We start from the raw sequence: 13,482 nt of genomic DNA on the forward strand, positions 1-13,482 counted from the left end.
TGGTCGGCGACCGCATGGGCGAGCAGGTCGGCGAGGCGCAGCTCATCTACAACTGGGAAGCGCTGCCGGCCGAGGTCGCCCAGCTCATCCACGCCTACCCGACGCAGAGCGAGGCGCTGGGCGAGGCGCACCTGGCGCTGGCCGGCAAGCCGCTGCACTGAAGGGTGGTGCACAAGGTGGCCTTCGGGCAGGTCAGTGCCTGTGATTGCGGTCTTCTGGTCATGCTGCGAGGGCGAGGTTGTGCATGTGGGTGACGGCCTGGACCGCGTGGTGGAGGCCGTCACCGCGCTGCGGGCAGTCACGGAGGATCTTGTAGTTCTGCATCCGGCCGATCACGTGCTCCACCCGTGCACGCGCCTTGCGGTGGGCGGCGTTGTCGTCCTCCCTGCCCGGCAGTAAGGGCCGGTGAGGGCGTTTGCGGTGCGGCACGACCATCCCGAGGTACGCGCCGTCGCCCAGGACTGTCACGCCCTGGCACCGCTCGGTCGGCCCGGAAGCCCGCCGGGCGGGTGCGTCCGCGGTGGTGCCCGGCACCGGGCGGGCGACGGCGATCACAAGACGGGTGCTGGCATCGACGATGACCTGCACGGTCGCCGAGAATCGCCAGTTGCGTGACGATGAGCCCACGCTCCGGTCGCGGACCGGGACCAGCGTGCCGTCCACGATCCACAACCGGTCCGCCACTTCGGCCGTGGGGAGACCGGTTCGAGCGCCGGCAGCGGACCAAGCCGCTGGATGACCCGGCAGACCGTGGAGGAAGAGACCCCGAACAGCGGGCCCATCTGCCGCATCGTCAGGTTCGTGCGGTAGTACACCGCGGCCAGGAGCACCCGCTCGGCCAACGGCAATGACCACGGCCGGCCCCGCAGCGTGCCGTTCCCGCCCCGTTTCCGCACCACCTTCAACAGACCCGAGAACTGCGTCATCCGCAGTCCTGTGAACGTCTCCAACCGCACCCGCTCAGCGCGTAAGACCCCAGCGAAACAAGGGAGATGCCCAGCTCATGGCCTTGTGCAACACCCTCTGGCAGGACCGATCGCTCCACGGGGCATCGATCCTGCATAGATGAGCTGTAGATCAACGCTGCAATACCATGCGCGGAGAAACAACTTGCTGACCGGCCTGGCGCCCAACTCCCTTGCCGAACCCATTAGTTGCAACGAGAACGGCGTGAGTCGGCTGGGCTGGCTTCTTGCCCGGACGGGAATGCGGAGGACATCGTGAGCAGTGCTGACTCTACGGCGCAACAGGATGCTCGGGCAGCGCTATTCGAGGCCATCACGTCCCAAGCGCGACAGCAGGCGGAGCACAAGGACCATGGAGCGGTTGCGGCGGCCTTGAAGGACCTGGCAGAGGCGTATGCCTGGGCTGCGAACCAGCACGAGAGTTCCGGCAGTCAGTGAAGACTGCCGCCCATGTCAAGGGTCGATCTTTCACGCCGGACATGGCGCGGAGCGACGCCCGTCCAACTTGTTCAAACGCAGGAGAGATGATGTCTGAAGGCACTGGCGACGATGAGTGGGGCCCGCACACACCGGATGCGGTTCTCCACACGGGAACGGAAGAATTGCCCGACCCGGAAGATGTAGTACTGGCATCCGGCCACGACATCACACCGGAGAGGCTTGCACAGGCACGCCGCCTTCTCGATGAAGAGGGCGCTGCCGGTGTGGAGAAGTTGCTCCCCTGAAAGAGCACCGCTGAGGCGTCCGGGAGCGGCCAGACCGGGCTGTTCCCGGCCTGCACCGCCCCGAGGAGCAATGAAGGCAATCGGAGTCACCGCCCTCGGGTGACGGGCGTCATCCTCCTCTGTCTTGCTGAACCTCCGCCGCCCAGTGCGGGGCTGGGTGGGTCCCGAGGTCGAGGCCGCCGGCGTAGATCCAGATCCCGGCATCGGTGCACCGCCGCCCGCACACCCCCGACCCTGGTGCACCGGAAGCCACCGCGGCGGCCGCAGTTCCCGGCGACGGCCTCACCGCATTGCCGGATCTGAAAGCGCTGCGGCTCACCGCACGGCAACGCCTCCCGATCACCAACGGAGGCGGCAGTTCCGGTGCCCCGGCCGTCCGACTGCCGCAGCCGCCGATGTGGAGAAGACGGCAACAGCCTCACGGGCCGCTGTGGAGCGCTCCGCGAGTTCGGAGTTGCCGAGGTCATCGACCATCACGACCCGGCACGGCCTGATCGAGCACAAACCGGGTTCGATGCGATCCTCATCGCCGCGCCCTGCACAGCAGCAATCGCGTGACGACTGGGCGACCGCCGGCGTAGGGCTGCTGTTCCTCCCCTGGCCCGTGGGCACGACTTTACGTGAGCGACATCCCACACACCGTCGGGATGCAGCCGTCCGCATCGTCCGCAAAGAGACGTAAGGAATCCGCGGGTCTTGCAGCCAACCACCATGGGCGCTGTACGGCCGCCGTCACGGTGCCCAGCCTGAGGGCGCCGCGTCGGGCGGACCACGGCCGGGGTCGAGGAGCACGATCCAAGCGCTCGGGCCCGTCGGGTCGAGATGGCGGAATCGACAGGAGGGCGGCACGGCAATGGCACACCAGAAGGCGATTCTGGCAGGCGGATGCTTTTGGGGCATGCAGGAGCTTTTTCGGGCCCTGGACGGCGTGGTCTCGACGCGTGTCGGCTATACGGGGGGCGAAACGGCGAACCCGACCTACCGCAACCACGGCAGCCACGCGGAGGCCATCGAAATCACATACGACCCCGCCCGGACCGACTACCGGGCTCTCCTCGAGTTCTTCTTCCAGGTGCACGACCCCACCACGCTGAACCGGCAGGGCAACGACGTCGGCCTCAGCTACCGGTCGGCCATCTTCCATCTCGGTGAGGAACAGCGGCGCATCGCCGAGGCTACGATCGCTGAGGTGGACGCTTCGGGCCTGTGGCCGGGCAAGGTTGTCACCGAGGTGATGCCGGCTGGCGCATTCTGGGAGGCCGAACCTGAGCACCAGGACTATTTGCAGCGCTATCCGAACGGTTACACCTGCCACCGCGTCCGCCCGGAGTGGCGGTTGCCCAAGGCGTCGTAGTCGGCCGCGGAGACTGCTGATACCGGCAAATTTGTCGTTCCACTCCCGAAGGTCGACCACTGCGACCGGTGGCACCTGCGCCGGCGCCGGAATCGCCGTGCGATACCGCTGCTGGTAAGGGAGCGGTCGCACGTGACGCGAAATTCCAGAAGGGCCGATACAGCCACACCGCCCGGGAGGCAGCCATGCCGGAATACACCAAGAGGCCTGAACGCCTCACGCAGCTCACAGAAATACAGTATCGGGTAACCCAGCACGACGAGACGGAACCCTCATTCGCCAACGCCCACTGGGACAACAAGGCCCCCGGCATCTATGTGGACATCGTGTCGGGAGAGCCCCTGTTCTCCTCGGTGGACAAGTACGACAGCCGCACAGGGTGGCCCAGCTTCACCAAACCCCTGGAGTCCGGTCACGTCGTCGAACGGCCCGACACCAGCCACGGGATGGTCCGTGTAGAGGTCCGGTCGGTGAACGGAGACAGCCACCTCGGGCATCTGTTCCCCGACGGGCCCAGTGACAGGGGCGGCCTCCGGTACTGCATCAACTCGGCCTCCCTGCGCTTCATCCCCGTCGGGGAACTCGAGAAGGAGGGCTACGGCCAGTACTTGAGCATGTTCGGCATGCCGGAAGGCAACGCCGCCGAAGCAGAGTGATCGGCCGGACAGGCGGTCTGTGAGCGGCCGTCGGGACACCACCGCCTCGCCCATCGACAGAAGCGCGCTTCGGTGCGTGGGGTCGGAACGCCGGCTGCGTTCCGCTGTCACCCCTCTGCGCGACACCAACGCCCCGCATCGCCACAGCTCGCAACAGCCCCGTTTGGGCCCATGGGAGGTCCTCGAAGTGAACAAGAAGCTCCACGGCGTATCAGCCGAAGACGGCGCACCTGTGCCCGCCGAGAAGATTCCTGCCGCTCTCACCGCGGCCCGTCTCGTCTACAGCGACGGGGCGACGCAGACCTTCAGCTCCGACGGCACCACCCGCTACAACGAAGGCGGACGGGAGACCGAGGGAACGTGGTCCGTCGACGACTCCGGCCACTTCTGCTCGTTCTGGCCGCCGTCCTACCGGGCCTGCTACGACCTGCGCTGGATGGCGGAGGAGGGAGAGGCGGTCGGCCTCCGGTTCTCGGATCTGCGAAGCGGAAGCCACTTCGAGGGTCGATACCAATGAACGCAGGAGCCGTTGCTGGAGGAAGTGCGGTCTCCCTCGCACCGTATCGCCGTGGCCGCACGTCGAACACCGGTCACCACCAGCCCCTGCGAGCCTCGGTGTCGCCGCGGGATCTCCCCCGGAGACCGTGACGAAGCAGACGCCCCTGCGTATGGCATGTCGCCCACGTGCACCGTTTCCAGCCGTTGGTCCGGGTGCCCCGTTCATCGTCGACCGCCGCCAGGTCGACGATGTCGCGCGAGGGACCGAGGACGCCGACGGGCAACCCGCCAAGGGCCGGCGGCTCGCAGACGTGGAGGGCTGAACCGTCTTCGAAGGGTACGCGGTCGCAGGCATCGCCGGTCTGCGGGAAGCTCCTCCAACTCACCGGTGAAGCTTCCCGCCGACGTTCGCGACTCCCCGGACGCGGTCAGCCGGGCGGTCTCCGCCCTGCGGCCGGCAGGCGCCGATGGCCCGTACTCTCTTGCGCTGAGCACTGAGGCGTATGCGGCGGGCAATGAGCCCTACGGCCACGGGTACCCGATCGTCAAGCACGTCGCCAGGTTGCTCGACGGGGACACCGTCTGGGCGCACGCCATCGACGGCGCCCTCCTGCTCTCAACCCGCGGCGGCGACCTCGAGATGCGCCTTGGCCAGGACGTGCCGACCGGTTACCTCTCGCACGAAGCGACCACTGTCACTCTGTACGGAGGAGCGAGGCGGTCGCAGCCCTCGTGTTGCAGCCGACCTGCACATGACCGGGTGAAACGCCGGTCGGCCGCAGCCGGTGACCGCCACCGCCAGGGCCCAGCTATGACATGCCAGAGCCGGGCAGTGCCCCGGTCACTGCGGGTGTTCGGAAAGTCCCGGCCATTCTTCCGGCCCGCCTCCCTGCCACTCGATGTGTTCGCTCTCCTCGACGTCGATCTGATCGAGGTCGGTAAGTCGGAGTATCTCGATGACGTCGTCCAGATGGGAGGCGACTCCCAGGATCACGTCACCCTCGGTGACCCTGCGGGAGCCGTCCAGCGCCGGGGTGTGCACCACGATGTGCGGAATCCGGTGCGATGTCTGCGTCATAACCCACCTCGTTGTTTCTGAAGTGCTCGGAAGGGTCCCCTACGGCAGCCCCTCTGGGCGGGTGCCTGTAGGGTCAGGCAACGGACATGGCAAAGGGACGCTGGGCGTCGAGGAGCCGGCCTCCGCTCGCCATCGCGACCGGACCTCGAGAGCCAGGCCCGCGGCATCCCGGTGCTGGCCACCGACGTCGGCGGCGCCTGTACGGCGTCCGCGCGACAGAGCGGCGGCGTGCGGCCTGCGCAGTCCCCGCCGGCCTGCGGCTTGCGTGCACCTCATCCGCCCGGCTGCGCGTTCTCGATCCTGATGATTCCGGCTGCCTCGTCCTCCTCGGCCGAGATGTCCTCCCCGTAGTCGCCGGGTTCATGCACACGCCGCAGAGCTCGACGGCCATTCCGTACGCGAGGGACATGATCGTGGCGCCGCCCAGCGGACCTCTTCGAGCGAGCACCAGATGGCGAAGGTGTACGCGCGTAGGGGGTCGAAGTCCCGCAGCCGGCCTCGGCCAGGACGCCGGCGATGCCGACGCTGTCTGCCCCGGCCAGCTTGGTGCCCCCACCCTGCGACACCTCGGGATAGCCGCCGCTGGAGAGCACGAGCACCTCTCCCGCGGCGGGCTTCTGCCCGAGTGGCCCGTAGGGGTCATGGGCCGGGGTTCACCATGGCGGGGATGTGGGGCCCGCAGGCAGTGGACACGGCCCGCGGCGTCGACGAGCGTGGCACATCCCAGGCGGACAGCCCTTGCGCCACGGCGCCGTCCACCATCGGCGTCCTTTCGCAGGGCCACCGGCCTCGACCGGTGGGGGAGTCGGGCACGAACCTGTGGTGCAGCGGGCCAGCAAGGTCCGAGCACATGGCTCACAGCGCACAGCACCCAGGCCGTCCCGGTGCGACACATGTGTTAGCGCCCTCTTGCAGCTTGTTCTTACTGTCCGGTCTCAGTACCGGTCGGCATCGGTCGCAGTGGCACCGGGACGTGAGTGCCAGTACCTCAGCGGCTCGTCCACTTCGCCTCGGTCGGTCGAGCCCGGCCAGGGGTGCGGTGCCGACAACGGCCAACGGACCAGTAGGCGTCGGTTCGCTGATCCGGCGTCGACCGGACCTCTACGGCGTTCCGCGACGGCGGCGCGGCGGGCAACGCCGGTCGCCCTAGCGGCACTTGAGAGAAAGGCGACCCTGTCACGCTTGGCCCGCCTGCCGTGATACGGGCCTGTCTCTTCGACCGCGGTCGGCCGAGCGCCGAACGTGTGCGGTGCTTCCTGACCTCGCTCGGGATCGAACGGCCTGACGACAGTCCTGCCGACCCTCCGGCCCCGGATACCGTGCACGCCTGGTCCGCTGGAATAGACGGCCTGTTCAAGGCCAGGGCCCGGTCGCAGGGTGCCGAGGTGTGACAGGACACCATGGCCCACCTCTTGGCGGCCCGTGACATCGGGCTGCTCACCGCTGGGGTCACTTCGAGCGCCAACTGCCGCGAGATCCTCAGGCGAGCGACGCGTCGGGAGACACTTTCCGACACGTGGATAAACGCAGGGGTGACCGCGAATCGGCACCTGCGCGGCAAGCCCGCCCCGACACGTGCCTGACATCTGTTCGCGATCTAGGCCGGCCCCCTGCACAGTGCGCGGCCTCCGAGAATGCACAGGCAGGCCTGGACGCCGGACGACCGGGTCACTTCGGGGCGCGGTCGGCGTCGCCAGGGCAGGTCGCGCCGACGTGTCGTACGCGCATGGCGCCGATGTGGTCGTCAAAGAGCTGGCAGACCTGACCGGAACTCCTGATCCGCGCACGGGCCGGAAAAGGACCTTGAGGTCCTTTCTAGAACATGCTACGGTCCGCAGCGGTAATCTGGCCGATGTGGCGGAACAGGCACCCGACAAGAACGGCTCCCGGCTGACCGAGCGCGGGCGGGCGACTCGAGAGCGCATCTTGAGGGCCGCCGTGGACATGATGTACGTCAAGGGCGTCTCCCTGACGACCCTCGACGACGTCAGGGCTGCCAGCGGAACGAGCAAGTCCCAGCTCTACCGCCACTACCCCGACAAGGATGCGCTGGTGCGGGACGTCGTCGCGTTGCAGGCCGCGGAAGTGCTCGATCGTCACCAGCAGCTACTGCGACGGCTCAATTCCTTCCGTGGGCTGGAGCGCTGGCGGGATGCGGTGGTGGAGCGCAACGCGCTCCGGAACGGGGCGTACGGCTGCCCCCTCGGCTCCCTCGCCGGCGAGCTGGCCGATCAGGACGAAGAAGCCCGCAAGGCCATCGCCCGGCACTTCGCCACTTGGGAGGGCTTCCTCGAGGCCGGACTGGTGCGGATGAAGGACTCGGGAGTCCTCCGTGCCGATGCGGACGCCAAAGAGCTCGCCACCGGTCTCATGGCCGCCCTTCAGGGCGGGTACCTCCTCGCGCAGACCGCTCAGGACGTCAAGCCCATGAGGATCGCCCTCGACATGGCGATCGCCCACGTCAGGACTTATGCCGTGCCCGCTGAAGACGGCGATGCGGATACGTCTGAAGGGTAAGCGGGGAGGGTGCTGAGCGTCCGGAGCGGGCGAGCTGGGAGCGGGAATTCCGGTACGGCGCCACGGACGGTCGCGCCGCAGTCACTCCCCTGATCTGCTGGACTTTGCCGTCCTCCTGGGCGCCCAGAGGACGGCGTTGGCCAACGCGCTGGGCCGTATGTCAGCTTTCACACACGCATCAGACGTTACCGAGACGTGTCGGTCCTCTGCGTGAAAGGCGCACAGCTTCGACAAGTAGAGGACTATTTAGTCCTGAAAATGGGACGACCCTGGGGTACCTTGGGGGACGGCAGTCCCTTGTGGACGGCCGAGCAGCAAGCCTCACAAGGATCCCCAGGGCGGTAGGCACGATGTATATGGGAGTCCAGTTCTCAGTTCTCGGCCCGGTCCGGCTGCACAGGCAGGGGGTCGAGGCCGGAGCTGGTCAGCCAAGGCAGTGCGCGGTACTTGCTTCGCTGTTGCTCAGGGCCGGCCGGCCTGTCAGCCTCTCGAAACTGGTGGACGACGTGTGGGGGGACGAAGCCCCACCGTCGGCCATAGGCTCCGTGCGCACCTACATCTACAGGCTCAGACAGGCACTGGGAGAGCAGAGCGACAGCTCCGTACGCCTGGTCGACGGAGGCTACCGACTGCACATCCAACCGGACGCCCTGGACCTGAACAGGTTCAAGGAGACCGCGGCGAAAGCGCGAGAGGCGCGCAGCACCGGCGACCTGGCGTCCGCGACGAGCCTGCTGACCAAGGGCCTGGAGATGTGGAAGGGAGTAGCCCTCGCCGGTGTCCCGGGGCCGTTCGCTGACCAGCAGCGCAGCGTCCTCGGCGAGCTGCGTCTCGCCTGTGCCGAGGAGCAGCTTGCCTGTGAGGTGGAGCGAGGGCGCTACGCCGAAGCCGCGGCCGAACTGTCCGCCCTGCTGGTTGAGCACCCGCTGCGAGAGCGCGTATGCGGCCTCCTCATGACGGCGCTCTACGGTGCCGGCCGGCAGTCCGAGGCCCTCACGATCTTCCACACAACCAGTCACCTGCTGCGTCAACGCCTCGGTGTCAGCCCGTCGCCGGAACTGCAGCAGGTCCACGAGCGAATCCTGTCCGGGCGACTCGAGCTCACGCAGACCAGCGACCTCCCCAAGAGTGCGCCGTGCGCACCCTCGCCTCACGCCCCGGCCCAGCTTCCGGCCGCCCTGCCGAGCCTCGTAGGCCGCGAGAGGGAGCAGGAGGAGGTCGAGCGGCTGGTCATCGACGCCGAAGCATCGTCCTCCGTGGCCATCTGCACGATCGGCGGACTGGCCGGCGTCGGCAAGACAGCCTTCGCCATCACTGTTGCCCACCGTCTGGCGGACCGCTTTCCGGACGGACAGCTCTTTGCCGACCTGCAGGGAGCCGGACCGGACGTCGAGCCGCGGGACCCCGCGCACGTGCTCGAGGACCTCCTGCAGTCCTTGGGAGTACGCCCCGCGGACATGCCCGAGACGACGCAGGCACGGGGACTCATGTTCCGCGGCCTGCTGGCCAACCGTCGCGTGCTCGTCCTGCTCGACAACGTACGGAACACGGACCAGGTCAGACACCTCCTCCCCGGAGGGCTCGGCTCCATGGCCCTCGTCACCAGTCGTATGCAACTGCACGCGCTCGTCGCGGCCTACCAGGCGCTTCCCCTGACGCTCATGCCTCTGAGCCAGGCGGACGCACGTAGCCTCCTCGCCCGCAGGCTGGGCGCGGCGAGGACGGCAGCCGAACCAGAGGCCGTCGACCGCATCGTCCGGCTGGCCGGGCAGCTCCCGCTGGCCCTGGCCAACGTCGCCGCCCGCGCCGCCTACCGACCACAGATGCGCCTGGCGAGCCTGGCCGACGAGTACGAGGCGCTGGAACACCGAACCCTTGACGCGTTCGCGAGCGAGGAGGACCAGGCGCTCGACGTCCGCGCGTCCCTCACTCGCTCGTACCGCCTGCTCGACAAGGAGACAGCCGCGCTCTTCCGCGACCTGAGCGCCTGCCCGGACCCCCTGTTCGCGGCATCGCAGGTCGCGGACCTGGCCGGGCGACCCGAGTGCCGAGTCCGCAAGGTCCTGTCGCGCCTCATTCGGGCGCACCTCGTCTCGGAGGTCGGCCCGGGCCGGTATAGCTGGAACCGTCTTGTGGCCGCGTATGCAGCGGAGCAGGCGCAGGACGGGCTCCTCGGCCAGGGCGAACTGACCGGTTGGTAGGGCGAGCAGGCTCGCCACCATGTGTCCCGGGCCGCGTGCGGAGACCAGGCCCCCGTCGGCGGTCGGAACCTGGCTCCCGTCACGGACCGGAGTTCGGTGCCGGCGTTGACCAGCCCACGCGATCTTCATGAGCGATCGAAGGGGAGAGGCACCGGCCCGCGGTGTTCGCCGTCGATCCTGCATGACGTCTTCCGCCCTTGAATTCGGCAAGATCGACGAAGTTCTGGACGTCTCCGGGCCCGGTGTCCGGCAGCTCGCCTCGCGGGCACGCCGTCGGGTGGCCGAGGAAAGGCAGGCCATGCCGCAGGCATCGAAGGGGAACGCCAACGCGCCCTCACAGTCTTCCGCGCAGCCTACGAAGCCGAGACCTGACCGGCTTGGTCGGACTCCTGCATCCCAGGGCCGTCCACGTCAGCGACGGCGGGCAGCCAAGTGTCGCGGCGCGCAGGCTCATCCACGGCGGCGAGCGCGTCGCCGAGGGCATGGCGCGTATGGGGCGCCATGCAGCCGGACCGTATCGACCTCGCCGAAATCGGCGACCGCGTACCGCCGGGTCACGCGGCCCGACAAGATTCGCACGCGTCCGAGCTGTCACACCCGGAGGGGGCGCCTCGTCGCCCTGACGAGACAGCAGACGGGCGACGGATTGCAGTGAACTCCGCGGATGCACGGGGCCGTGCGCTTGCGTCGCCTCTTCCTGCCCCTGCCAGAGCACACACCACCGGCCACCCGGGTGCGCCCGCCGTGGCCCGGCAGGCCACACGAAGGGAAGGGAATCACACGCACCATGACCGACTCCCCACGCGTCAACACCGGCAAGCAGCACCGGCCGCTCACAAGGCCCGCCCGCAAGAAGGGTGAGAACCCTGACCGGATCGCCGTGCTGCCCGGACGGGAAGAGACCGGCTGCTTCTCCGAGACCACCGCGCCGCCCTTCGCCAGACCGAGGCGATCACGTGCGTGCCGGATGGACACGTCAGCGACGACGATCACGACGCCGCCGCGGCCGTACTCACTGCAGACCAGCTCTTCGCAATCGCCTGGCTGGCAACCGTGATGAGCGTCTTCAACCGCGTCGCCATCACCAGCAGTTACCCGGTCGGCACCTGACCTCCCTTGGAACCCGGAGGGAAGCAAACCCTCGAACGGCCGGTTGTGGATGGCGTTGTAGAGGCCTTGTAGAGCTGTTGTAGACCACGCCGTGGAAGCGTCGCATCACAGCAAGGAGTGTTTGTTCACCATTCGATGGAGAGTGATTTCCGTGGCCACGGACTTCGAAGGCAGGAAACTCGTCGTGATCGGCGGTGCCAGCGGCATGGGCCTCGAGACCGCCGAGAACGTGATCGCCGCAGGCGGCAGTGCGGTGATCGTCGGCCGCGCGGGTCAGAAGCTCGACGACGCGGTGGCGAAGCTGTCCCGCTCAGGCAGCGCCTGGTCGGTCGAGGCCGACCTGGCCGACCAGGACCAGGTCGTCGAGGCGCAGAAGCAGTTGGCGGAGGACCACCCCGACGCCACGCTCCTCGTCAACGCCGCGGGATTCTTCCAGCCCAAGCCCTTCCTCGACTACGAGGTCGCGGACTACGACGCCTACCACGACCTCAACCGGGCGTCCTTCTTCCTGACCCAGACCATCGTCCGGGGCATGGTCGCTTACGGCCAGGGCGGCGCCATCGTGAACGTGGGCAGCATGTGGGCGCACCAGGCCCTCGCCGTGACGCCGTCGTCGGCCTACTCGATGGCCAAGGCGGGCCTGCACGCCCTCACCCACAACCTGGCCATCGAGCTCGCCGGCGAGGGCATCCGGGTGAATGCCGTGGCTCCGGCCGTGACCAGGACGCCGCTGTTCGAGAAGGTCTTCCCCGCGGACCAACTGAACGCTGCGATGGACCAGTTGGGCGGCCTGCACCCACTCGGCCGGGTCGGCACCCCCCAGGACCTGGCCTCGGCGATCGTCTTCCTCCTCTCCGACGCCTCGAGCTGGACCACGGGAGCCATCCTCAACGTCGACGGCGGTGTCATGGCCGGCCGCAACTAGGAAACATCTCGCGCCCCGCCCGGCGCGGCCACCTGACAACTGCGCCCGGCGGGGCCGCCCCAAGGCATCGATCCATGCCGACTGCGCACGAAGGAGCCCACATGGCAGGCAGTCTGAAAAGCGTGACCGACGAGACCTTCGCAAGCGAGGTGCTCACGAGCGGCAAGCCTGTACTCGTCGACTTCTGGGCCGAGTGGTGCGGTCCGTGCCGTCTTGTGGCGCCGGTTCTCGAGGCGCTCGCAGCCGAGCACGGCGACAAGATCACGATCGTCCAACTGAACGTCGATGAAAACCCGCTCACGGCCGAGCAGTACGACGTCAGCTCCATCCCCACGCTCAACGTCTATCGGGACGGCAAGGTCGTCAAAACGGTCATCGGGGCCAGGCCCAAGTCGGTTCTGGAGCGGGAGCTGCAGGATTTCCTGATATGAGCGGGCTCTGAAGGAGTGTGTCCGCCCGTCTCGGCGTCTGCCGCACCAAGGTGCGGCAGACGCCGAGACGGTCAGGCCGGTGTTCGAGGCACCTTCCAGTCCGGTCGGACGTACTGGCTCATGTAGGCGTCGGGATGGCGCTGAAGGTAATCCTGATGCTCAGGTTCTGCCTCCCAGAAGGTGCCGGACGGGACAACCTCGGTGACCAGTCTCCCCGGCCACGACCCAGAGGTGTCGCACTCCGTGATCACCGCCCGTGCGGTGCGTCGCTGCTCCTCGTCCAGGTAGAAGATGGCGGACCTGAAGCCGATGCCGACATCGTCGCCCTGCCGGTTCAACGTGGTGGGGTCGTGGATCTGGAAGAAGAACTCCAGGATGCTGCGGTAGTCCGTCCCGGACGGATCGAAGGTGACCTCAGCCGCCTCCGCGTGGTTCCCGTGGTTCCGGTACGTGGGTTGCACCACCTCGCCACCGGTGTAACCGACACGCGTGTCCACGACACCCGGAAACCTGCGGAACAACTCCTGTACGCCCCAGAAGCATCCGCCCGCCAACACGGCATACTCCCTTGCCGCCAACACCCTGCATTCCCCTTCTGTGACCGTGGAATTCACCGACCTCCGGTGCTGGACCGGCCCCGACAGCCAAGGTCCGCGCCTTCGCGCGGTCGTGGCAGCCGCACAGGGGCCCGGACGCAGCGCGGCCGGACCGCTGGCTCGTCCACCATTAGCTGCATCGGTCGGGGATTCCTTACCTCAGAGACGAGCGCGACGCCTCGACCCGCTCGAAGAGTCCGTCCGGGACCGGGCGAGTCGCACCTGGGCCGCTCGGCGGGGCGGCCCTTCGGGTGTGCACAAAAGTGCACTCAACGCCGCACCTGCGCCACTTGCTGAAATAAGCAGGAACTCGTTGAAACAAAGTCCAGGAACGTGCGCAGGGCGAGAGTGAGAACAGCGACTTCGCGTAGACGGGCTGTAGATGGTCCCGTGATTGTCTCGTTCGTACGAGATGATTTAGGGATT

At 67.8% G+C, this 13,482-nt stretch carries 11 protein-coding genes and 3 pseudogenes; 11 read left to right on the forward strand and 3 right to left on the reverse strand.

The window, feature by feature from the left end; all coding sequences use genetic code 11:
* Window positions 1–161 (forward strand): annotated as a pseudogene (locus ACZ66S_RS39730) (dihydrolipoyl dehydrogenase); the annotation flags it as partial.
* A 58-nt stretch (window positions 162–219) separates the two neighbouring features.
* Here ACZ66S_RS39730 and ACZ66S_RS39735 read toward each other — a convergent pair.
* Window positions 220–926 (reverse strand): annotated as a pseudogene (locus ACZ66S_RS39735) (transposase family protein).
* 566 nt (window positions 927–1,492) lie between these two features.
* Between ACZ66S_RS39735 and ACZ66S_RS39740 the strand changes: the two are divergent.
* From ACZ66S_RS39740 to ACZ66S_RS39760, 5 genes and pseudogenes are all read left to right on the forward strand, one after another.
* A complete protein-coding gene (locus ACZ66S_RS39740; RefSeq protein ID WP_469906461.1) occupies window positions 1,493–1,690 on the forward strand; it encodes a hypothetical protein in 198 nt (65 codons plus the stop codon).
* A gap of 853 nt (window positions 1,691–2,543) precedes the next feature.
* Complete coding sequence (gene msrA, locus ACZ66S_RS39745; protein WP_469906462.1) at window positions 2,544–3,044, forward strand: peptide-methionine (S)-S-oxide reductase MsrA; 501 nt, start codon at window positions 2,544–2,546, stop codon at window positions 3,042–3,044.
* Between the two features lie 185 nt (window positions 3,045–3,229).
* Complete coding sequence (gene msrB, locus ACZ66S_RS39750; RefSeq protein WP_469906463.1) at window positions 3,230–3,700, forward strand: peptide-methionine (R)-S-oxide reductase MsrB; 471 nt, start codon at window positions 3,230–3,232, stop codon at window positions 3,698–3,700.
* 187 nt (window positions 3,701–3,887) lie between these two features.
* Complete coding sequence (locus tag ACZ66S_RS39755) at window positions 3,888–4,217, forward strand: hypothetical protein (RefSeq protein WP_469906464.1); 330 nt, start codon at window positions 3,888–3,890, stop codon at window positions 4,215–4,217.
* A 156-nt stretch (window positions 4,218–4,373) separates the two neighbouring features.
* A pseudogene (locus ACZ66S_RS39760) lies at window positions 4,374–4,844 on the forward strand (encapsulin); the annotation flags it as partial.
* A 195-nt stretch (window positions 4,845–5,039) separates the two neighbouring features.
* On the opposite strand, the gene ACZ66S_RS39765 reads toward ACZ66S_RS39760, so the two are convergent.
* Entirely contained in the window at window positions 5,040–5,276 is a 237-nt protein-coding gene (locus tag ACZ66S_RS39765) for a hypothetical protein (RefSeq protein ID WP_469906465.1), read from the reverse strand.
* Between the two features lie 1,713 nt (window positions 5,277–6,989).
* Here ACZ66S_RS39765 and ACZ66S_RS39770 point away from each other — a divergent pair.
* The 5 genes from ACZ66S_RS39770 (at window position 6,990) to trxA (ending at window position 12,460) form a co-directional block, all read left to right on the forward strand.
* Window positions 6,990–7,793 (forward strand): TetR/AcrR family transcriptional regulator, encoded by an 804-nt coding sequence (locus ACZ66S_RS39770; RefSeq protein WP_469906466.1) that lies wholly within the window; start codon window positions 6,990–6,992, stop codon window positions 7,791–7,793.
* Between the two features lie 356 nt (window positions 7,794–8,149).
* A complete protein-coding gene (locus tag ACZ66S_RS39775; protein ID WP_469906467.1) occupies window positions 8,150–9,994 on the forward strand; it encodes an AfsR/SARP family transcriptional regulator in 1,845 nt (614 codons plus the stop codon).
* A 960-nt stretch (window positions 9,995–10,954) separates the two neighbouring features.
* A complete protein-coding gene (locus tag ACZ66S_RS39780) occupies window positions 10,955–11,104 on the forward strand; it encodes a hypothetical protein (RefSeq protein WP_469906468.1) in 150 nt (49 codons plus the stop codon).
* 151 nt (window positions 11,105–11,255) lie between these two features.
* Window positions 11,256–12,029, forward strand: coding sequence for an SDR family NAD(P)-dependent oxidoreductase (locus ACZ66S_RS39785; protein WP_469906469.1), 774 nt, complete (start codon window positions 11,256–11,258; stop codon window positions 12,027–12,029).
* Between the two features lie 101 nt (window positions 12,030–12,130).
* Window positions 12,131–12,460 carry a thioredoxin gene (gene trxA, locus ACZ66S_RS39790; RefSeq protein ID WP_469906470.1) on the forward strand — a complete coding sequence of 110 codons (330 nt, stop codon included), beginning with the start codon at window positions 12,131–12,133 and terminating at the stop codon, window positions 12,458–12,460.
* A 71-nt stretch (window positions 12,461–12,531) separates the two neighbouring features.
* On the opposite strand, the gene msrA (ACZ66S_RS39795) is transcribed toward trxA, so the two are convergent.
* A complete protein-coding gene (gene msrA / locus ACZ66S_RS39795; RefSeq protein ID WP_469906513.1) occupies window positions 12,532–13,041 on the reverse strand; it encodes a peptide-methionine (S)-S-oxide reductase MsrA in 510 nt (169 codons plus the stop codon).
* Window positions 13,042–13,482 lie beyond the last annotated feature (441 nt).

The sequence above is a fragment of the Streptomyces sp. NPDC107471 genome, assembly GCF_055582845.1.

Bases quoted from the DNA above. Each gene is read 5' to 3' on its own strand.
- msrA (WP_469906462.1), top strand. From the start codon at position 2,544: ATGGCACACCAGAAGGCGATTCTGGCAGGCGGATGCTTTTGGGGCATG.
- ACZ66S_RS39775 (WP_469906467.1), top strand. From the start codon at position 8,150: ATGGGAGTCCAGTTCTCAGTTCTCGGCCCGGTCCGGCTGCACAGGCAG.
- msrB (WP_469906463.1), top strand. From the start codon at position 3,230: ATGCCGGAATACACCAAGAGGCCTGAACGCCTCACGCAGCTCACAGAA.
- ACZ66S_RS39765 (WP_469906465.1), bottom strand. From the start codon at position 5,276: ATGACGCAGACATCGCACCGGATTCCGCACATCGTGGTGCACACCCCG.
- ACZ66S_RS39740 (WP_469906461.1), top strand. From the start codon at position 1,493: ATGTCTGAAGGCACTGGCGACGATGAGTGGGGCCCGCACACACCGGAT.
- trxA (WP_469906470.1), top strand. From the start codon at position 12,131: ATGGCAGGCAGTCTGAAAAGCGTGACCGACGAGACCTTCGCAAGCGAG.